The sequence below is a fragment of the Longispora fulva genome, assembly GCF_015751905.1.
GTDB lineage: Bacteria > Actinomycetota > Actinomycetes > Mycobacteriales > Micromonosporaceae > Longispora > Longispora fulva.
In genome coordinates, this window is the sequence record NZ_JADOUF010000001.1 from 4,463,311 (window position 1) to 4,483,406 (window position 20,096).

The window sequence follows — 20,096 nt, forward strand, 5'->3', positions numbered from 1 at the left end:
TAAAGATTTCTACAGTGGACAGAGGTCCGGAAAGTCGCTATTCGAGAATCGGCCTCAGTTGTCGGAAAGTTATCCTTATCCGGTCGAGTCGACAGTGGAGGTTCGTGGCGAGTGGTTGAGCGGAGGGCGACGTGGACCCGAACGGACGGTGACCGCGCCGGCGACCGGAGCCTCCGCGGCCCCGTCTACGACCTCTGCGGCTACCGGGCCGCCGGGCCACGACACTGGCAGCCCCCGGGCCACCGGCCCTCGCGCCCCGCCCGACCACCCAACCTCGGCCCCGCCCGACCCCGGATCGCGACCGTCCCGCACCGCGGGACCGGCCGGAGTCCACCCCACGGACCCCCGGGTGGCCGCGACCCACCCCGACCAGGCACGATCAATGCACTATGACTCTCACCGACCTGCTGCCGGGCAGCCCCGATCCCGACGCCCTGTTCGAGGCGTTCACCGCCTGGTCCGAGGAACAGGGCCTGAGCCTGTACCCGGCCCAGCAGGAGGCGCTGATCGAGATCGTCTCCGGGGCGAACCTGATCCTGAGCACCCCGACCGGCTCGGGCAAGAGCATGGTGGCCATCGGGGCGCACTTCGCCGCCCTGGCCGACGACCGGACCACCTTCTACACGGCGCCGATCAAGGCTCTGGTGTCGGAGAAGTTCTTCGCGCTGTGCCAGGTGTTCGGTCCGGAGAACGTCGGGATGATGACCGGCGACGCCCAGGTCAACCCGGACGCGCCGATCATCTGCTGCACGGCGGAGATCCTGGCCAACCTCGCGCTGCGCGAGGGGAAGTCGGCGGACGTCGGCCAGGTGATCATGGACGAGTTCCACTTCTACGCCGAGCCCGACCGGGGCTGGGCGTGGCAGATCCCGATCATCGAGCTGCCCCAGGCGCAGTTCATCCTGATGTCGGCGACCCTGGGTGATGTGACCAGGTTTGTCAGTGATCTCAGTCGGCGGACCGGCCGGCCGACCGCCGTGGTCAGTTCCGGCGAGCGCCCGGTGCCGCTGCTGTACTCGTACGTGACGACGCCGTTGCACGAGACCATCGAGGAGCTGCTCAAGACCCGGCAGGCGCCGGTGTACATCGTGCACTTCACCCAGGCCGCCGCCCTCGAGCAGGCCAGCGCCCTGATGAGCATCAACATGTGCACCCGGGCCGAGAAGGACGCGATCGCGGAGCTGATCGGCAACTTCCGGTTCACGGCCGGCTTCGGAAAGACCCTGTCGAGACTGGTACGCCACGGGATCGGCGTGCACCACGCCGGCATGCTCCCGAAGTACCGCAGACTGGTGGAGCTGTTGGCGCAGGCCGGGCTCCTGAAGGTCATCTGCGGGACCGACACCCTCGGGGTCGGGATCAACCTGCCGATCCGCACAGTGCTGTTCACCGGGCTGAACAAGTTCGACGGCATCCGGATGCGGCTGCTCAAGGCGCGCGAGTTCCACCAGATCGCCGGGCGCGCGGGCCGGGCCGGCTACGACACTGTCGGCACGGTCATCGTGCAGGCCCCCGAGCACGTCGTGGAGAACGAGAAGGCCGTCGCCAAGGCCGCCGGGGACGCGAAGAAGTTGCGCAAGCTCGTGAAGAAGAAGCCGCCGGAGGGCTTCGTCGGCTGGGGCCAGCCCACCTTCGACCGGCTGGTGTCCGCCGAGCCGGAGCCGCTGACGTCGAGCTTCCACGTCAGCCACTCCATGGTGCTCAACGTCATCGAGCGCGGCGGCGACGCCTTCGCCAACATGCGGCACCTGCTCACCGACAACCACGAGTCCCCGGCGGCCCGGCGCGCGCACATCCGCCGCACGATCGGCATCTACAAGGGCCTGCGCACCGCCGGTATCGTCGAGCAGGACGCCGACGGCGGGATCCGGGTCACCGACGACCTGCAGCTCGGCTTCGCGCTCAACCAGCCGCTGTCCCCGTTCGCCGTGGCCGCCATCGAGCTGCTGGACGAGAACTCCCCCAGCTACGCCCTCGACGTCGTCTCCATCGTCGAGGCGGTGCTGGAGGACCCCCGGCAGATCCTCTACGCCCAGCAGAACAAGGCCAAGGGCGAGGCCGTGCAGCAGATGAAGGCCGACGGCATCGAGTACGAGGAGCGGATGGCGCTCCTGGAGAACGTCACCCACCCCAAGCCGCTCGCCGAACTCCTCGAGGCCGCGTTCGAGTCCTACCGCAAGGGCCACCCGTGGGTCGCCGACCAGCGGCTGTCCCCCAAGGGCGTGGCCCGGGACATGTACGAACAGGGCATGACCTTCGTCGAGTACGTCAGCTACTACCAGCTGGCCCGCTCGGAGGGCCTGGTGCTGCGGTACCTGGCGGACGCGTACAAGGCGCTGCGGCAGACCGTGCCCGAGGACGCCAAGACCGAGGAGCTGCACGACCTGATCGAGTGGCTCGGCGAGCTGGTCCGCCAGGTCGACTCCAGCCTGCTCGACGAGTGGGAGCAGCTACGCAACCCCGGCGAGGAGGGTGCCGGGGCGATGCCCGTGGACACCGCGCCGCCGGCGGTCACGAACAACGTCAGGGCTTTCCGGGTACTCGTCCGCAACGCGCTCTTCCGCCGCGTCGAACTGGCCTCGCAGGCCCGCTACCAGGAGCTGTCCGAACTGGACCCGGGCTTCGACTGGCGCACGGCGATGGACGAGTACTTCGAGGAGTACAACTCGCTGGGCACCGGGCCGGACGCGCGCGGGCCGGCGCTGCTGATGATCACGGTGGAGAAGGACCGCTGGCTGGTCCGGCAGATCTTCGACGACCCCGAGGGCGACCACGACTGGGGGATCAGCGCGGAGGTCGACCTGCGGGCCTCCGACGAGGAGGGCCTGGCCGTCCTGGAGATCACCGCGGTGGACCGGCTCTAGGGTGTGCCGCGGTGGCCGGCCGCGCGGGCGAGTTCCGTGCGGTTGGCCACCTGGAGCTTCTCGTAGACGTGCGCCAGGTGGGTCTTCACCGTGCTCCGGCTCATGAACAGCCGGGCGGCGATCTCCGGATTGGACAGTCCCTCGACGGCGAGTTCGACCACGGACGCCTCCGTGGGGGTCAGGCTGCCCCAGCCGGAGACCGGGCGCTGCCGGGGGCCGCGGGCGCGGGCCGCGTACGCCACGGCCTCCGCGAGGGTCATGGCTGCGCCCCGGTCGTAGGCGTCACCGGCGGTGCGCGCCACGTCTTCGGGGGCAGGGGCGGGTGGGGTCCGGGCCGCGTAGCCGGTGTCGGATCGGGCGCGGTCGGCGGCTCCCGAGAGGACGGCCGTCACCTCGGGTGCCGAACGCCGCAGCGCCAGCCGGGCGAGGGCCTCCAGGCTGTCGACGCAGTCCAGGGTGAGCTGGTGCGCGGCGCGCAGCCGCAGCGCCTCGTGCTGGAGGTCGAGTGCCGCGGCCGGGTCCGAGGGGAGGACCAGTTCCGCCCGCTGGGCGAGCGCGCCAGCGTGCAGTCGCGGCATGCCCGCCGCCCGTGCCACCTCCTCGACCCGGTCGAGCAGCCGGCCGGCGGCCACCGGGTCCCCGGACAGCCGGAGCGCGGTGGCGAGGACGAGCTGGGTGTCGGGCAGCGGCGCGGCCTCCCGCCGGCACCGGGCGACCGCGCGGTCAACGTCCCCGGTCCAGAGCGCGAGCTGGCCGACGGTGCGGTCCCAGCCGGGGACGAACGAGCCCGGGCCCCCGGTGATGCGTTCGATCGGGTCGAGTGCGGCCGCCGCGTCGGCGAAGCGTCCCTGGAGGCCGCGGATCTCGGCCAGTGCGCCGAGGGCCGTGCCGAGCCGGTGCACGTCGTGCAGCGGGCTGGCGGCCGCCACGGCCCGTTCGGCCAGCTCAGCGGCGTGGTCCAGTTCGCCGGAGCGGGCGCAGGCGACGGCCAGCCAGCTCAGGCCGGTGACGGCCACGCCCCGGTCGCCCCGGGTGAGCAGCCCCTCCACCGCCGGGGCGAGGATAGCCCTGGCCTGCGGGTACTCGTCGCGGAACACGTGGATCATCCCGAGGAGCATCGCGCAGGCCTCGGCGACGAAGGCGTCCCCGGCTGCGTGCGCCTCCCGGGCCGTCCGGTCGGCGGCGTCGCGGGCCGCGTCCAGGCCACGGGCGATCGCCCCGACGGCGCCGAGCGCGTGGCCCAGGCGGGCGGTGGCCGGGTCGCCGAACGCCTCGGCCATCGCGGCGCCGTCGTCGGCTGCGGCGTACCCGTCGATGTGCGGGTCTGTGGTGTCGGCGACGAGTGCCAGGGACACCAGGATCCTGGCCTGCAGGGCTCCGGGGTGACCGTCGCCTCTGGACAGTGCGGTGCTCAGCAGGGCGAGGCCCTCGTGGCCGCGGTTCTCCAGGTGCCACAGCCAGGCGACGGCCACGGCCAGCCGGCGGCCGGCCTCCGGGTCCGGCCGAGCCAGGCCCCACGCGAGGGCCGCCCGGATATTCGGGTACTCCGCGCCGATCCGCGCCCGCCACGCGTCCTTGTCGGTGGCGAGCAGGGGCGAGGCGGCCTCCGCGAGCGCGAGGAACAGGCCCAGGTGCCGGTCGCGGGTGTCGTCGGTCTCCCCTGCCTCGTCGAGCCGGCCCCGGGCGTAGGCGCGGACGACGCCCAGCATCCGGTACCTGGCCACCGGGCCCGTCGTGTCGGCGATCACGAGGGACTTGTCGATCAGGCCCCGCAGCGCGGGGAGCACCCGGCCGGGGGTCAGGTCCGTCGCGGCGGCCAGGGCCACGGCCTCGGTGGCGGCGTAGCCCGGCTCGAACACGGCCAGCCGGCGGAACAGGGCCCGTTCGTCGGCGTCGAGCAGGTCGTGGCTCCAGCGCATCGACTCGGCCAGGGTCCGCTGCCGGAACGGCGCGGTCCGCGGCCCGCCGGACAGCAGCGGGAACGGGTCGGCGAGGGAGTCGGCGATCTGCGCCGTGGCCAGGGTGCCGGCCCAGGCCGCGGCGAGTTCGAGGGCCAGGGGCAGCCGGTCGAGCCGGTCGCACACCCGGCGGGCGCTGACCCGCTCCTCGGCGGCGTCCGTGACTCCGGGGTGGCCGGAGCGGTCGAGGAACAGGTCGAGGGCGTCGGCCAGGGACATCGGCGGGACCCGCCACACCACCTCTCCCGCGACGCCGACCGGCGCCCGGCTGGTCGCCAGCAGCGCGACGCCGGGACATCCGCCCAGCACGGCCTCCACCACGGGCGCGACCTCCGCCAGCAGGTGCTCGCAGTTGTCCAGCACGACGAGCATCGTCCGGTCCCGGAGTCCGTGCGCCAGTGCCACCTCGGATGGGACGCTGTCCGGCAGCAGGACGCCGAGCCGACCCGCCACGATCCGCACGACATCCCCGCCCGGGACCTCCCCGGCCAGGTCCACCCACCACGCCCCGTCCACCCACCGGTCCGCCAGCCCGACGGCGGCCCGCATGGCCAGCCGGGTCTTCCCGCAGCCGCCCGGCCCGGCGAGGGTCACCAGCCGGCCGGGGGCCACGGCGGCCCCGACCGCCGCGAACTCCGGGCCGCGACCGACGAACGACGACAGCTCCGGCGGCAGGTGATGAACGTTCGGCACCCGGCGAAGTCTGCCAGAGGGCCAGCCCCGACGCGCCATATCAGCCACCTGGCCGATGTTCGGCCACCGGCGGCGCAGCAGGATCATCCTCAGAGGCGGGCCACACGGAATGTGGCCCCTGACCAGGAGGAACAGCCATGACTGACACCGGACGCACCGTGGTCGCCAACATCGCACTCTCCCTCGACGGCCGGGTGCGCGGCACCAACGGCGAGTACGACATGGGGTGGATCTTGCCGCACGCCGTCTCCGACGTCGCCCGCGAACACATGGTCCGGGTGACCGGTCCGGCCACCACGGCTCTGCTCGGCCGGAAGAACTTCCAGGGCTTCGGCGGGTACTGGCCCACCGTCGCCCAGGACCCCGCCGCCGACCCCCGCGACCGCGCCTTCGCCCAGTGGCTCGACACGGTGGAGAAGGTGGTCCTCTCCACCACCCTCACCGAGCCGGGCTGGACGAACGCGCGGGTCGTCGACGCCCCAGCCCCCGAGGTCGTCAAGGAGCTGCGGTCGCAGGAGGGCGGCGACATCATCGTGCTCGCCAGCAGCAGCGTGATCGTCGCGCTGCTCGAGGCGGACGAGGTCGACCGGCTGAGCGTCACCCTGTGCCCGGAGCTGGTCGGGGGCGGACCCCGGCTGTTCGGGGACGGGCTGCCGGCGACCTCGTGGACCCTGACGGACCTGTCGACGACGGACTCCGGGGCGATCTGCCTGCTGTACGACCGGGTCCGCGCCTAGAGCGGCCGGATGTTGTGGTTGAGGTGGAACAGGTTGCCGGGGTCGTACTGGCTCTTGATCCCGGCCAGCCGGTCGTAGTTGGCCTTGCCGTACCCGGCGACGACCCGCTCGTGGCCCTCGTCGCCGGTGAAGTTGAGGTACACCGCGCCGGTGGACCAGGGCTCCAGGGCCGCGCGCAGGTCCCGGGTCCACTCGCGCGCCCGCTCGTCGTCCGCCGGGTCGGCCCACACCCCGAACGGGTGCACCACCCAGGGCGCGTCCCGGAACGAGATCGGCCAGTCGGCGGTCTCGCGGGTGACGGCGCCGCCGAGCCGGAGGATCGCGTGCTGGGACCCGGACGGGATGATCATCCCCTCGGCCTGGGCGCAGAACACGTCGACGGCCGGGTCGGGCAGGCTGGCGAGGTGCTCGGCGGACCAGTAGTTGCGCATGCCGGGCGGGTCGTCGAGCATGGACTGCAGTTGCGCGTACGGGATCGCGGTGATCAGCTCGCCGACCGGTTTACGGTCCAGCAGCGGCCGGACCAGGTCGCGGACGCCCTGTTCGGCACCGATCCAGGTGACCAGGACCCCCACGGCGAGCTGCCCGTCGAGGCTCTCGGGCACGAACGGCATCTCGGTGGTCGCGGTCAGGAAGATCAGTCCGCCGCCGGCCTCGTCGGGGGCCGCGTCCATGACGTCGCGCCACAGCCGCATGACCTCGGGGCCGTCCGCCGCCGGCCACAGCAGCAGGGCGATGGCGAAGTCGGTGAGCGGGTCCAGCCGGAACGTCATCGCCGTGGCGACGCCGAAGTTGCCGCCGCCACCGTGCAGGGCCCAGAACAGGTCGGGGTTCTCGGTCTCGCTGGCCCGGACCGGGTCGCCGTCGGCGGTGATCAGGTCGACGGACAACAGCCGGTCGCAGGCCAGGCCGAACTTCCGTTCGATCCAGCCGGAGCCGCCGCCGAGGGTGAAGCCGCCCACGCCGGTGGTGGAGGCCCGGCCGCCGGTGGTGGCCAGCCCGTAGGCCTGGGTGGCGCCGTCGAGGTCGCCGATCGTCGCGCCGCCGCCGACCGTCGCGGTCCGCGCGTCGGGGTCGACGTCCACGGTGTTCATCCGGCGCAGGTCGATCACGATCCCGCCCTCGGTGAGCGCGGCCCCGGCGACCCCGTGCCCGCCGCCGCGGACGGCGATCTCCAGCCCGGTCTCGCGGGCGAACCGTAGCGCGCTCTGCACGTCCGGGACGTCCGCGCACTGCGCGATCACGGCCGGCCGCTTGTCGATCATGGCGTTGAACAGGATCCTGGCGTCCTCGTAGCCGCCGACGTCGGGCGTGAACAGGGTGCCCTGGAACTCGGTGCGCAGTGCCTCCACAGCACGGTCGATGTCCTTCATCGCGGCCGACCACCCTCCACAGCCGGGCGGTCTCGACGACGGCCGCCGATGTATCGAGGCTAACAACGGGGTCGGCGCGATCGGGCCGGATCGGGCAATCCAGGCGGTGCGCCGGGGGCGCGACCAGCATCACAATGAACGCGTTCAACTCGCCGTGGTAACTTGAACGCGTTCAAGAAAAGAGGGATGCCATGACCATCCTCGTCAATCTGATCGTCACCCTCGGCATGCTCGTCATCCTCCCGCTCGGCCTGCGCCTCCTGGGCCTGCCGGCCGCGGTGCGCACCTTCTGGCCCCTCGCGGCGGTGCCCGGCGCGCTCAGTCTCTGGCTGCCGCGGGGCGCGACGGCAGCGGCGCTCGCGGGGGCGTACCTGGTGATGACCTTGATCGTCGCCTTTCAGGCCACCCGCCGGGTCGGCTGGAATCCCCGGGAGCTGGCGATCCGCACCGCCCTGGTCAGCCCGGCCGTCGCGGCCGTGGCCCTGGTCGCCGAGCGCGCCGGGTTCGGGCTGTTCGGTTTCGACCTGGACGTCCTCGCGCTGACCGTCCCGCACTTCCACTACGCCGGATTCACCGCCGCGCTGGTCGCCGGACTTGTCTGCCGGGACAAGAGCGACTCGGTCGTCGCCCGGATCGCCGCCCTCACCGTCCCGGTGGGCACGGAGATCGTCCTCATCGGGTACTTCGTGGACGACCGCGTCGAACTCCTCGGCGCCCTCGTGCTCACCGCCGGCATGTGGCTCGTCGGCTGGCTGCTGTGGCGCGACGGCCTGCTGTTCCGGATCAGCTCCGGCGTGCTCGTGGCCACGATGGCGCTCGCGCTGCTCTGGGCCACCGGCGAGGCGTTCGGCACCCCGCACCTCGGCCTGACCTGGATGGCCGCCACCCACGGGGTGGGCAACGCCCTCGGCTTCGCCCTCTGCGGCCTGCTCGCCTGGAAGAAGGAACTCGCTTGACCGGCTACAGCTACGCCGAGGTCGGCGCCACCACCGACTGGCCACTCCCCGAGGGGTACTCGCACCTGCGGGTCCGCCGCCCCCTCGGCCCCCTCGACCTCGACGCCGCCACCGGGGACCTGTTCGGCTGGCGGATGCACCGGGCCATCCCGGTCGGGATCTCCACGACCGGGCGGGCGGCGCCCGGGGTGGACGTCACGGTCCGGCTCGGCGTCGTGCGCGCCCCGTGCCGGGTGGTGTGGACGGTCGAGGAGCCCGACCGGCGGGGCTGGGCGTACGGCACGCTGGCCGGGCACCCCGAGCGCGGGGAGGAGTCGTTCGTGCTGGAGCGCGACGGCGACGGGGTCGTGTGGCTCACGGTGACGGCGTTCAGCCGGCCGGCGGTGTGGTGGGCCCGGCTCGGCGGGCCGGTGGTGCCCCTGCTGCAGAGGCTGTACGCGCTGCGGTGCGCCGCGGCCCTGCGGAGGCTCGCCCGGCGGCGTCAGAGCGGGGCGCAGCCCGCCGACAGCGCGTAGAGGTCCAGCCGACCGGCCAGGTTGTGCTTCAGCGGCGGACACGGCACGTGCCCCTCCCGCCACAGCTTCGGACACGCGCCCCCGCACAGCGGCAGGATCCGGCACCCCCGGCACCCGGTCTCGTCGGCGTCGAGGGCGTCGGCCCAGTCGTCGAACTCCCCCAACGGGCGCGGCCCGTCCGCCACCGTGGCCAGGGTCGCGACCCGGCGGTCGGCGAAGCCGGGGACCAGGGGCTGCTCGGTGCACGAGTACAGCCCGCCGTCGGGGGCCACGACCTCGGCGTGCGGGGTGACGGCGACGCACACCACCTTCTTCGGCCGGGTCGGCAGCAGGGCGGTGGTCAGCCCGTGCCGGGCGTACGCGGCCAGCCACTCCAGTTCCGTGTCCGCCATCCGGGCCCGGTCCAGGGCGACGTCGGCCACGTCGTTGCCCCACGGGTGCAGCGGCGCGGGGTAGAACCCGACCCGGGGGTCGGCGAGCCCCGCCCCGGCCATCGCGGCCGCGAACTCGTCGGCCAGGTGCGCGTTGCCGACCCCGACGTTGGTCCGGACCCGCCAGGTGAGGTCGGCGTGCGCGGCCAGGGCTCCGGCCATCACCCGCACGACGTGCGCGAAGGACCCGCCGCCGCGTTTGAGGGGCCGGCTCGCGTCGTGCGCGGCCGCCGGGCCGTCCAGGGTGACCTCGATGGACCGCAGCCGGCCCTCGCCGTGCAGGGCCGCCAGCTTGCGGGCGTCGAGCAGCGCGCCGTTGGTGACCATGTTGGCCGCGTAGCGCACGCCGGCGGCGTCGGCCGCGGCCGTGAACCGGCGGGACAGGTCCCGGATCACGGCGTACCCGGCCATGGGCTCCGCGCCGAACCAGGCGACGCGGACCGTGTCGTACCGGCCGCTGTGGACGGTGGCGGCGAACCGGGCGGTCAGCAGGTCTCGGTGCCCGGGCGTGGTGGCGCCCCGGGTGTGCTCCTGGCCGCAGTACGCGCAGGACATGTTGCACCAGCTCGTGGGCATCACCACGAACCGGCGCTCCCGGGTGTCGGCGACCGCGCGCCGGGATCCGGCGATCACGGCGGCCGGCTCGTCGGTACCCGTCTCCACGAGCAGCCCCGCCGCGTGCAGGGCCCGCTCCGCGTCGTCGGGGAGCGCCGTGCCGCCGGCGAGCCGGTCGGCGGTCACCGGGTCCACAAGGAACACCCGGGCCGTGGCCGCCTGCAGGACGGGCCGCACCACGTGTCCGGCGGGGTGCCGGAAGGGGGTGCGGCCCACGAACACGTACCTGCTCGGCTGGAACATCAGTCGGGAAGACAGCCGCCGTCGTGTACCCCGAGGGTGCCGACGTCGACCGAACCGACGGCCTGGGTAATCTCCTCGAGGAACATCCGGAAAACGGTATCCCCCGCGTCCTTGATCTGCTCGACCGCATGGATCACGATCTGGGGATCGAGGTTCATCGCCACTCCTGTGCTTGACCTGTGCGTATGACTGCCCCGAGTAACGCTCACTGTTGGTTAAACGACAAGCTTTTGTCAAGCATTTGATATACTTCCTTAACCAAATCAGAGCAGAACGTGATGAGGTACCGGGAATGGAGCAGGAACCGTCACGACGCGTCGTGCAGGATATCGACACCCTCAAGGCGCTCGCTGATCCCATCCGCCTCACTGTGCTCGAGCTGATGATGGCCGACCACACCCGGACCTGGACCGCCAAGGAGCTCGCGTCGCGGGTCGGCATCTCGACCACGAAGATCTACTACCATCTGAACACTCTGGAGCAACGCGCCCTGCTCCAGATCCGCAGCACCCGGGTCGTCAACGGCATCATCGAGAAGCACTATGGCGCGAGCCAGCAGCGGATCACGTTCCAGCGGGGCGCCGACCGGCCCCGCGACCCCGGCGGCGACGTCGAGGACGTGATGATCGCGCTGTTCGACCGGGTGCGCAACGACATCGAGGAGCGGCTGCGCACCGGGGCCAACGTGATGAGCCGCGAGGCCCCGCCGGAGACCCGGGCGATGGTCAGCCACTCGATCGCGCACGTCCGGCCCGACCGGGCGGAGGAGTTCCGGGCCCGGCTGCTGGCCCTCGCGGAGGAGTTCCGGGCGGCCGACGACGGGACCCAGCAGGAGTACCAGCTGTTGATCGCGATCCATCCCAGGAATTGACACCCTTTTCTGGAAGCTTTGTTTTCAGTACGGTGTGCCGATGAGCATCCGGCACCTCGCGGTCACGGCCGCCCTCGGCGCGGTCCTGTTCGGTTCGGGATGTGTCGGCCCCTCGCCGGCCGCCCCGGCACCCACGGCCGCCGTCCCCTCCCCCGCGCCCCCGGCGACCATGAGCACCGCCCAGCAGGCCCTCGCCGGCGACTGCGCGGCCGCCCTCGCCCCGCTGCTGACCCTCACGGGCTCCACCGGGGTCGACACGAGCACGCACACGGCGTTGCAGCCGATCTCCGGCGGCGACGGCTCGACCGGGGTGACCTGCGTGGACGCCCTCGCCCTGCCGGCCGGCGACCCGGGGCAGGCCACGAAGCACGCGGCGGTCGCCGAGGCGCACGTGCAGCCGGTGACCCCGGCCGTGCGGGCCGACAAGATGCTCCGCGCCTTCTTCGGGCTGTGCCGGCTGGGCGGCGGCGAGAACCTGCCCCAGCCCCTGGACGGTCACGACTCGGCGATCAGAGACGGCCTTTCCGTGTACGCCTGGCCCCAGGGCCCCGTCCCCTCCCACCAGCCGCGCTGCTACTTCTACCACTCCGACAGCCTGCTGCTGCAGGTCAAGGTGACCGTGCTCTACCCGGCGCCGACCGGTCCGTCGACAGAGGACCTGAAGCGGATCGCGGCGGCGTCGGACGCGTACGCGGCCAAGCTCGTCGAACTGGCAAAGACCTGACAGTCTCGACCGGCCCGGTTCGATAGACCTGTACCTATGACCGAGAAACCCGCTGTCCTCATCACAGGCTGTTCCACCGGCATCGGCCGGGCCACCGCCGAGCGCCTGACCGCCTCCGGGGACTGGACCGTCTACGCGACGGCCCGCGACCCTGAGACCCTCCGCGACCTGGGCGCGGCCGGGGCCAGGGTCCGCCGACTGGACACCACCGACGACGAGTCGATGCGCGCCGTGGTCGACGAGGCGGGCGACTCGCTGTTCGGCCTGGTCAACAACGCCGGCTACGGCGAGTACGGCGTCGTCGAGGAGCTCCCCGTCGAGGCGCTGCGCCGGGGCTTCGAGACCAATGTGGTGGGCACCGTGCGGCTCTGCCAGCTCGCGCTGCCCCGGATGCGGGCGGCCGGGGCCGGCCGGATCGTGATCGTCGGCTCGGTCGGGGGGCTGTTCACGTTCCCGGCGGCGGCCGGCTACCACCTGACGAAGTACGCGCTGGAGTCCCTCGCCGACGCGCTGCGCTACGAGGTCGCGCCGTTCGGCGTCGGGGTCACACTGATCCAGCCGGGGCTGGTGCGCACGGAGTTCGGGGCGACGGCGCTGCGCACGCTGGCGGCCAACGGGGCGGCGGACGGGCCGTACACGGAGGTGAAGTCCCAGGTGGAGACGATGTACCGGCGGGCGTTCACCGACCCGGCCGCCGGGGTGGGGCCGGAGACGGTCGCCGAGGCGATCGAGGGCGCGCTGACCGGGGAACGCGCCCCGAGCCGGGACCTGGTGGCCGCCGAGGGTCCGTACTTCGTGAACCTGCGCCGGGAGCTCGGCGACGACGGGTTCGACGGGGCACTCCGGACAATGCTCGCGAACGAGCCCCGGGAGTGATCACTCTCGGTTAGCGTGGGGCATGGACCTTCTCGCGTACCTGAGTGACGACAACGGCAGCTGGATCGGCGGCCTGATCGGCGGCACGTGTGGGCTGATCTGCTCCCTCGGCAGCCTGATCCTGTTCATCGCGGCGCTGGTCAGCATTCTCAAGGCTGATCGGCTGTCGACGGCGGCCAAGATCCTGTGGGCGGTCGTCGCGTTCGCCTTCCCGTTCATCGGGAGCCTGGCCTGGTTCTTCTGGGGCAAGAAGAACCAGGACAAGCTCAGCTTCTGACCACCGACCCGGCCCGCACCGGTCGAGACACGACGACCTCGGCCGGGCGGGCCGCCAGGCCGCCGATCAGCGCGCCCACCGCCGCCGACATCACGATGGTGCCGCTCCACAGCTCCACCGGCCAGCGCACGCCCTCGAGGAGATCCAGGGCGAGGAGGTGCGCGGACCAGACCACCGCCCCGAACAGCGCCCCGGCGAGCGGCAGCCGCAGCGGGGCGTCGAGGCCGCGCGCACGGTCCAGGTACCCCACGAGGATGTCGACGACGACGGCGCCGGCGGTGGCCGCCCCGGCCGCGACGGTCTGGGTCCCTGGCAGGTCGAGGATGCCCACGGCGAACAGGGCCACGACCGCCACCAGGGCAGTGGCCGTGCCGGGCACCGCACTCCGGCGGCGCAGCACCAGGGTCAGCGGCAGCACCAGGAGCGCCGTGGTGACCAGGTAGGACGTGAGGCTCATCGAGGCCGCCAGGTAGCCGGGGGTGCCCTGGGCGCCGGCGTACGGCCGGGTGGGTTCGATCGACTGGAACGCCGAGGCGTAGATCAGGAACACCGCCGTGCTCGTGGTGCCGAGCACGAGCGCGCCGATCCCGGCGGCGGTGCGCAGCGTGCCGGTCGAGCCGGCCGCCCACCAGGAGCGCAGCGGGCTGGTCAGCAGCAGTCCGGAGCCGATCGCCAGGCCGATGTGGGTGGGGCTGAACAGGGCGTCGAGGTCCGTCTCGATCCCGAACACCGAGTGCCAGACCAGATCGAGGTTGCCGGCGAAGAAGAAGATCACGGCACCGACCACGCCGACCTTGTAGCCGGCGGGCCAGGCGTCGCGCCACCACAGCCGGTGACCGTCGCGGCGGCGGTAGGCCAGGAACACCGTCCACAGCGCGGTGGCGACGAATCCCGAGTAGAGGATCGCGTGCCAGGGCGTGAAGATCGTCTCCAGAGCCCTGATGTTGTTGTGGGCCCAGCCGTCGGTGAGCGCTCCGCCGACGAGCCAGGCCCCGAAGAACGTCGTCAGCGCGTCCTCGCGGGGGGACGCCGCCCTAGAAATGGACATTCTTCAATACTGGCACTCCGTGCCTTATTTTTCCAGAGCGGAGCGTGCCTCCTCCAGCACGGTGGGTGCCGTCGAGGTCTCCGCCACGTGCTTCAACGCCAGGGTGTACGCGTGCCCGAACGCCTCCTCCGCCGGCAGCGCGATGTCGGGGACCACGCCGACGCCCTCCCAGTTCGTACCCGTCACGGGGTTGATCGAACGGGCCACCGGGACCGTGATCTCCACGGTCTTCGACACCGGGAACCGGTCGGTCGGGTGCGCCCCGCCCCGGGTGGTCTCCCCGATCAGGGTCGCCCGCTTCAGCGCCTGGAGGTTGTAGGCGAACTCCTCGCCGGCCGAGAAGGTGAACCCGCTGGTCAGCACGTAGACCGGCTTGTCGACGTAGCGGGAGCCGGGCAGGTAGGCCAGGGTCCAGAAGTCGCGGGTGTGCTTGGTCGCCGAGTCGTAGATGCTGTTGAGATGGGTCTCGGAATCCCCGAACAGGTAGCTGTTCCACATCTGGACCCCGTCCGGGTCGCCGCCCCGGTTCACCGTCAGGTCGAAGATCAGCGCGTCGGTGTTGGCGACCAGCTCCATCGCCGCCGCGATCGCCCGGCCACCGTTGCCCGGTGAGGTGACGCCGTTCAGCTTGATGTAGCCGACATTGCCGGCGAGCCGCTCGGTCCTCATGATCCCGTAGTTGTTCAGCCGCTGCTGCTCCTTCCACACCGCGTCGGCGTCCGCCGCGGTCTCACCGGCCTCCTGGAGGTCCACATGCCGGATCCGGAGCCGCAGGTGCTTGTCCGCGCACACCGCGAAGAGCTGCTCCGTGACCCGTTCGCCGAGCCGCTCCTCGGTCAGACCCTCGTACTCCCCCGCCGCCAGGCTGGCCTCGATCACGGTCGCGGCCTCCTCGGCCTTGTCCGGAAACACGTATTTGTCACGCAGGATCGCCAGGGCGTCCTCGATCAGGGTCTTCGACATGGCCAGGACGGTACCGGCGGGTCAGCGCGGTGTCAGCGGGATTAATCCGTGTCAGCGCGCTGTCAGACCCCGGGTGCACAGTGCTGGACATGACATACGCGATTCAGGCCGAGGGGCTGGTCAAGAGGTACGGGGAGACCACAGCCCTGGCGGGGGTGGACCTGTCCGTGCGGACCGGCACCGTGCTCGGCCTCCTGGGCCCCAACGGGGCCGGCAAGACCACCACCGTGCGGGTGCTCGCCACCCTGCTGCGCCCCGACGCGGGACACGCCACCGTGTGCGGGTACGACGTGACGACCCAGGCGCACCAGGTCCGGCAGCTGATCGGGCTCACCGGGCAGTACGCGTCGGTGGACGAGACCCTGACCGGGGTCGAGAACCTCGTGCTGATCGGCCGGCTGCTCGGCCTGTCCCGGGCCGACGCCAAGGGGCGCGCCCAGCGGCTGCTCGCCGACTTCCGGCTCGACGAGGCCGGCGGCCGGGCCGCCAAGACGTACTCGGGCGGGATGCGCCGCCGGCTCGACCTCGCCGCGAGCCTGGTCGGCCGGCCCCGGGTGCTCTACCTGGACGAGCCGACCACGGGCCTCGACCCGCGCAGCCGCAACGAGATGTGGGACATCATCCGGCTCCTCGTGGCGGACGGGACGACGGTGCTGCTCACGACGCAGTACCTGGAAGAGGCCGACCTGCTCGCCGACGTCGTCGCCGTCGTCGACCACGGCCGGGTGATCGCCGAGGGCACGCCCGCCGACCTCAAGGCCCGCACCGGCGGCCAGACCCTGGAGGTCCGGCCCGCCGACGCCGCGCAGATCCCGCTGGTGCTGTCCCTGATGAGCGGGGTGGCCACCACGGCCCCGCAGGTCGTCAGCGGGCTGGTCACCGCGCCGGTCACCGACCCGGCCGCGATGCCGCTCGTCGTCCGCCGGCTGGAGGACGCCGGCGTGCTCGTCAGCGAGCTGGCCCTGCGCGGGTCCAGCCTCGACGAGGTCTTCCTGTCCCTGACCGGACACCGCACCGACTCCGAAAGGACCCTGGTATGACCACCCTGACCCTCACCCCCCGGGTCAGCCCGGCCGCCGGGCTCCGGCACACCCTGACGCTGGCCTGGCGCACCCTGGTGCAGATCAAGCACAACCCGGCGGAGCTGCTGGACTTCAGCATCCAGCCGATCATGTTCCTGCTGCTGTTCACGTACGTGTTCGGCAACGCGATCATGGGCAGCACCGGGGACTACCTGACCTTCGCCCTGCCCGGCATCATCGTGCAGAACGCCCTGTTCGCCACGATGAACACCGGCGTCGGGCTCAGCACCGACCTGGAGAAGGGCGTCTTCGACCGGCTCCGGTCCCTGCCGATCGCCCGCACGGCGCCCCTGGCCGGCCGGATCATCGCCGACGTCGTCAAGCAGTCCTGGGCCGTGGCGCTCCTGCTCGGCGGCGGCTGGGTGCTCGGCTTCCGGATCGGCACCGACCCGCTCAGCGTGCTCGGCGGCTTCCTGCTCCTGCTGGTGTTCGCGCTGGCCGTGTCCTGGATCTCGGTGCTGATCGGCATGCTCGCCGCCAACCCGGAGAAGGTGCAGATCTTCGGATTCACGGTGCTGTTCCCGATCACCTTCACTGGGAACGTGTTTGTCCCGGTTTCGAAGATGCCCGGCTGGTTGCAGGCCTGGGCGAAGGTCAACCCGGTGAGCATCATCGCCGACGCACTGCGCGGCCTGTGGGTCACCGGCGCCGAGGCCCGGCCGATCGTCTACGCCCTGCTGTGGGCCGCCGGCCTGACCGCGGTGTTCGCGACCCTGGCCGTGCGGGCCTTCAAGCGGCGGACGTGACCTCGGTCAGGATCTGATGGGTACTGCGGTCCCGGCCGCGCTGGTAGTGCTCGGCGAACCGCTCGCCCAGCACGGCCCGCGCGGCCTCCGCCACGGCCACCGCGTCCGGTCCGACCGGCCCACGGATGCCGAGATTCTGGTCGGCCACGCCCAGCAGCAACGCCGCCCGCGCCGGGTCGCCGACCGCCACCGCGAGCTCGGCCAGGGTGACCAGGACCGTGGCCACCACCGGGGTGTCCCGCGACGCCATCGCCGTCGAGTACGCCAGGCGGAGCCGGGACTCCGCCGCGGGCAGGTCGCCGACCGCGATGTCCAGGCTGGCCAGGGCGGCGAGCACCAGCGCCTGGATCTGGCCGGACACCCTGGGCGAGAAGATCAGCGCCTCGCAGCGTTCGAGTGCCGCGCGGGACTCGTCCAGCCGGCCCTCCCACTTGGCGAGCAGGCCGTGGGACAACTCGACGGCGACCGCGCCCTCCACCAGGCCGGCCCGTTCGGCGGCGCGGCGGGCGTCGGCCAGGGTCCGCCACGCCAGGTCCGGCTCGCCCGCCAACCACCACTGCTCGGACTGCCGGGTCTGGAACTGCGGCAGGTCCTCGAACGCGCCCAGCTCCCCGGTGAGCTGCGCCGACTCCGCGTACGCCTCGGCGGCGGCCCGGTAGTCCCCGTTGCGGGTCAGGTGCTCGGCCACCGCCGACAGGGCCAGCGACGCGCCCCACCGGTCGCCGAGCCGGCGGAACGTGTCCAGCGACGCCAGACTGTCGGCCTGGGCGGTCTCGTGGTCGAGCCCCAGGTTGAACGACACGAACGCGTGCGCCACCCGGGCCGCCGCCGCCAGCCACGGATCCGGGTCCTCGAACACCTCCCGCAGGTCCGCCATGCCGGTGCCGCCGTCCCTTTCCGCGAACAGGGATCGGACCGGGCCGACGATCCGCAGCAGCGGGTGCGTCGCCCGCAGCGAACTGTCGACGGCGACCATGTCCGCGGCGATGTTCAGCCAGCTCAGGGCCAGCTCGGCGTCATGGGTGCCCTCGGCGACGTTCAGCGCGCCCAGGATGTGCGCCAGGGCCCGGGACGCTGGCGGGCCGCCGGGCAGGGCCAGGGCGTCCAGGGCCAGGGCGCTGCCCTCGACCCGGTGGCCGCGCAGGCCCCAGTACCAGCCCAGGGCCGCCACCATCCGGACGGCGATGTCCGCGTCGCCGGCCGCGATCGACCAGCGCAGCGCGCCGTGCAGGTTGTCGTGCTCCTCGGACAGCCGGGCCAGCCAGAACACCTGGTCCCGGCCGCGCATCGCCGACTCGGCCTCCTCGGCCAGTGCCAGGAAGTACGTCGCGTGCGCCCGGCGGAACCGGTCGGCGTCGCCGTGGTCGGCGAGCCGGTCGAGGCCGTACTCGCGGATGGTCTCCAGCATCCGGTACCGGGTGCCGTCGACCGGGACGAGGATCGACTTGTCCACCAGGGCCCCGACCAGGTCGGCCGCCCCCGGTCCGCCGCACACCCCCTCGACGGCCTCCAGGGTCGCGCCGCCGGCGAAGACCGCCATCGACCGCCACAGGTCGCGCTCGTCGTCGGCGAGGAGTTCCCAGCTCCAGTCGACCACGGCGCGCAGGGTCTGGTGCCGGGGCAGCGCCGTGCGGCTGCCGGCCGTGAGCAGCCGGAACCGGTCTCCGAGCCGGCCGGCGACCTGCTCGACGCTCATCGACCGCAGTCGGGCCGCGGCCAGCTCGATCGCCAGCGGCATGCCGTCCAGGGCCCGGCAGATCCGGACCACGGCCGGCGCGGTGCCCGGGTCCAGCGCGAAGTCGGGGCGGGCTGCTGCGGCCCGGTCGGCGAAGAGCCGGACGGCGGCGTAGCGCCCCGGGTCCGCGTCGGCGTCCGGCGGCAGGTCCAGGGACTCCACCGGCCACAGCGTCTCGCCCGTGATGCCCAGCGGTTCGCGGCTGGTGGCCAGGACCCGCAGCCGGGGACACTCGCCGAGCAGCCGGTCGGTGACGGCGGCGACCGTGTCGATCACGTGCTCGCAGTTGTCGAGGACGAGGAGCATGTCCTTGCCCGTCAGGCCCTCGACGAGCCGGCCGACGAGGTCCGCCGGGTCCGGGCTGGTCCGTCGCCGCTGGTGGAGTGCCTGTTCGCGCAGGCCGAGGGCGGCGAGGATCGTCTGGGGCACCTCGGTCTCGTCGGTGACCGGGGCGAGTTCCACCATCCACACCCCGCCCGGGGACCGGCCGAGCTGGCGGGCGGCCGCCTCGCCGGCCAGCCGGGTCTTGCCGGCCCCGCCCGGCCCGGTCAGGGTGACCAGCCGCGCGTCGGCCAGCAGGCCGCCCACCCGGTCGAGGTCGGCGTCGCGGCCGACGAAACTGGTCAGGCCGGCGCGCAGGTTCGTCAGGAGGGTCACCGCCGGGGCCGGGGCCGGTTCGGCGCGCAGGACCGCCAGGTGCGCCCCTGCGAGGGCCGGCGACGGGTCGGCGCCGAGCCGGTCGGCCAGCGCCGCCCGGGTCCGCTCGAACGCGGCGAGGGCCGCGCCGGGCCGGCCGACGGCCACGAGTACCCGGATCAGGGCGACGGTGAGGGACTCGCGCACCGGATGCTCGACGACCAGCCCCTCCAGCTCCGCGACCGTCCCGGGCCCGACCTCCGTGCGCAGCTCGGCGGCGACCCGGTCCTCGACGGCGGCGAGCCGCAGCTCGGCGAGCCGGGCGACCGGGGCCAGGGCGAAGTCGGCGTCAGCCACGTCGGCGAGCGCCGGACCGCGCCACAGGCCGAGGGCCTCGCGCAGCAGGGCCAGCGCGCCGGCGGGGTCGGTGTCCAGCACCGCCCGGCCGGCGGCGGCGAGCGCCTCGAACCGGCGCGCGTCGACGGCGTCCGGGGCGATCCGGAGCTGGTAGCCGGCCGGATGCGAGCGGATGTCCAGGGTGGGGACCGCGCGCCGGAGCCGGGAGACCAGGGCCTGCAGGGCGTTGGTCACCTCGGCGGGCGGCTCGGAACCCCAGAGCGCGTCGGCGAGCCGGCCGGCGGTGACGACCCGGCCGGGTTCGAGGGCGAGCAGGACGAGCAGGGTCCGCAGCCGCGCGCCCCGCACCGTCCCGCCCTCGACCTCGAGGGGCCCCAGAATCGCGATGCTCACGTG

Annotated in this window: 17 protein-coding genes; 10 read left to right on the forward strand and 7 right to left on the reverse strand. The window is 72.8% G+C overall.

Going from position 1 to position 20,096, the window contains the following annotated elements:
- Nucleotides 1-389 precede the first annotated feature (389 nt).
- Nucleotides 390-2,864, forward strand: coding sequence for a DEAD/DEAH box helicase (locus IW245_RS19780; RefSeq protein ID WP_197004658.1), 2,475 nt, complete (start codon nt 390-392; stop codon nt 2,862-2,864).
- Here IW245_RS19780 and IW245_RS42275 read toward each other — a convergent pair.
- Nucleotides 2,861-5,515 (reverse strand): helix-turn-helix transcriptional regulator, encoded by a 2,655-nt coding sequence (locus tag IW245_RS42275; protein ID WP_197004659.1) that lies wholly within the window; start codon nt 5,513-5,515, stop codon nt 2,861-2,863. The two genes, IW245_RS19780 and IW245_RS42275, sit on opposite strands and share 4 nt — an antisense overlap.
- Nucleotides 5,516-5,652: 137 nt before the next feature.
- Here IW245_RS42275 and IW245_RS19790 point away from each other — a divergent pair, with 137 nt between their 5' ends.
- The gene (locus tag IW245_RS19790; protein ID WP_197004660.1) at nt 5,653-6,252 is read left to right on the forward strand and encodes a dihydrofolate reductase family protein; all 600 of its coding nucleotides are present in this window, start codon (nt 5,653-5,655) and stop codon (nt 6,250-6,252) included.
- Here IW245_RS19790 and IW245_RS19795 read toward each other — a convergent pair.
- A complete protein-coding gene (locus IW245_RS19795; RefSeq protein WP_197004661.1) occupies nt 6,249-7,625 on the reverse strand; it encodes an FAD-binding oxidoreductase in 1,377 nt (458 codons plus the stop codon). The genes IW245_RS19790 and IW245_RS19795 overlap by 4 nt on opposite strands.
- A gap of 191 nt (nt 7,626-7,816) precedes the next feature.
- On the opposite strand from IW245_RS19795, the gene IW245_RS19800 reads away from it, so the two are divergent.
- Complete coding sequence (locus tag IW245_RS19800) at nt 7,817-8,581, forward strand: YndJ family protein (protein ID WP_197004662.1); 765 nt, start codon at nt 7,817-7,819, stop codon at nt 8,579-8,581.
- The gene (locus tag IW245_RS19805) at nt 8,578-9,096 is read left to right on the forward strand and encodes a DUF1990 domain-containing protein (RefSeq protein ID WP_197004663.1); all 519 of its coding nucleotides are present in this window, start codon (nt 8,578-8,580) and stop codon (nt 9,094-9,096) included. Before IW245_RS19800 ends, IW245_RS19805 begins: the two co-directional genes overlap by 4 nt.
- Here the strand turns inward: IW245_RS19805 and IW245_RS19810 are convergent.
- Nucleotides 9,063-10,385, reverse strand: coding sequence for a radical SAM/SPASM domain-containing protein (locus IW245_RS19810; RefSeq protein WP_231398871.1), 1,323 nt, complete (start codon nt 10,383-10,385; stop codon nt 9,063-9,065). The two genes, IW245_RS19805 and IW245_RS19810, sit on opposite strands and share 34 nt — an antisense overlap.
- Nucleotides 10,385-10,543, reverse strand: coding sequence for a hypothetical protein (locus IW245_RS19815; protein WP_197004664.1), 159 nt, complete (start codon nt 10,541-10,543; stop codon nt 10,385-10,387). Before IW245_RS19815 ends, IW245_RS19810 begins: the two co-directional genes overlap by 1 nt.
- Nucleotides 10,544-10,677: 134 nt before the next feature.
- Between IW245_RS19815 and IW245_RS19820 the strand changes: the two genes are divergently transcribed.
- Genes IW245_RS19820 through IW245_RS19835 form a run of 4 tightly spaced genes read left to right on the forward strand, consistent with a single transcriptional unit; the run spans nt 10,678 to nt 13,133 of the window.
- Nucleotides 10,678-11,256 carry a winged helix-turn-helix domain-containing protein gene (locus tag IW245_RS19820; RefSeq protein ID WP_197004665.1) on the forward strand — a complete coding sequence of 193 codons (579 nt, stop codon included), beginning with the start codon at nt 10,678-10,680 and terminating at the stop codon, nt 11,254-11,256.
- A 40-nt stretch (nt 11,257-11,296) separates the two neighbouring features.
- Nucleotides 11,297-11,980, forward strand: a complete 684-nt coding sequence (locus IW245_RS19825; protein WP_197004666.1) for a hypothetical protein — start codon at nt 11,297-11,299, stop codon at nt 11,978-11,980.
- A 36-nt stretch (nt 11,981-12,016) separates the two neighbouring features.
- On the forward strand, nt 12,017-12,856 hold the full coding sequence (locus tag IW245_RS19830) for an SDR family oxidoreductase (RefSeq protein WP_197004667.1): 840 nt from the start codon (nt 12,017-12,019) through the stop codon (nt 12,854-12,856).
- 22 nt (nt 12,857-12,878) lie between these two features.
- Nucleotides 12,879-13,133 carry a PLD nuclease N-terminal domain-containing protein gene (locus IW245_RS19835; protein ID WP_197004668.1) on the forward strand — a complete coding sequence of 85 codons (255 nt, stop codon included), beginning with the start codon at nt 12,879-12,881 and terminating at the stop codon, nt 13,131-13,133.
- Here IW245_RS19835 and IW245_RS19840 read toward each other — a convergent pair.
- A complete protein-coding gene (locus IW245_RS19840; RefSeq protein WP_197004669.1) occupies nt 13,123-14,181 on the reverse strand; it encodes a hypothetical protein in 1,059 nt (352 codons plus the stop codon). The two genes, IW245_RS19835 and IW245_RS19840, sit on opposite strands and share 11 nt — an antisense overlap.
- A gap of 24 nt (nt 14,182-14,205) precedes the next feature.
- Nucleotides 14,206-15,144, reverse strand: a complete 939-nt coding sequence (locus tag IW245_RS19845; RefSeq protein WP_197004670.1) for a S41 family peptidase — start codon at nt 15,142-15,144, stop codon at nt 14,206-14,208.
- 89 nt (nt 15,145-15,233) lie between these two features.
- Between IW245_RS19845 and IW245_RS19850 the strand changes: the two genes are divergently transcribed.
- Nucleotides 15,234-16,184 (forward strand): ATP-binding cassette domain-containing protein, encoded by a 951-nt coding sequence (locus IW245_RS19850; protein WP_197004671.1) that lies wholly within the window; start codon nt 15,234-15,236, stop codon nt 16,182-16,184.
- On the forward strand, nt 16,181-16,972 hold the full coding sequence (locus tag IW245_RS19855; RefSeq protein ID WP_197004672.1) for an ABC transporter permease: 792 nt from the start codon (nt 16,181-16,183) through the stop codon (nt 16,970-16,972). The genes IW245_RS19850 and IW245_RS19855 overlap by 4 nt, the downstream gene beginning before the upstream one ends.
- Here IW245_RS19855 and IW245_RS19860 read toward each other — a convergent pair.
- Complete coding sequence (locus IW245_RS19860) at nt 16,956-20,093, reverse strand: ATP-binding protein (protein ID WP_197004673.1); 3,138 nt, start codon at nt 20,091-20,093, stop codon at nt 16,956-16,958. The genes IW245_RS19855 and IW245_RS19860 overlap by 17 nt on opposite strands.
- Between the last annotated feature and the right edge of the window lie 3 nt (nt 20,094-20,096).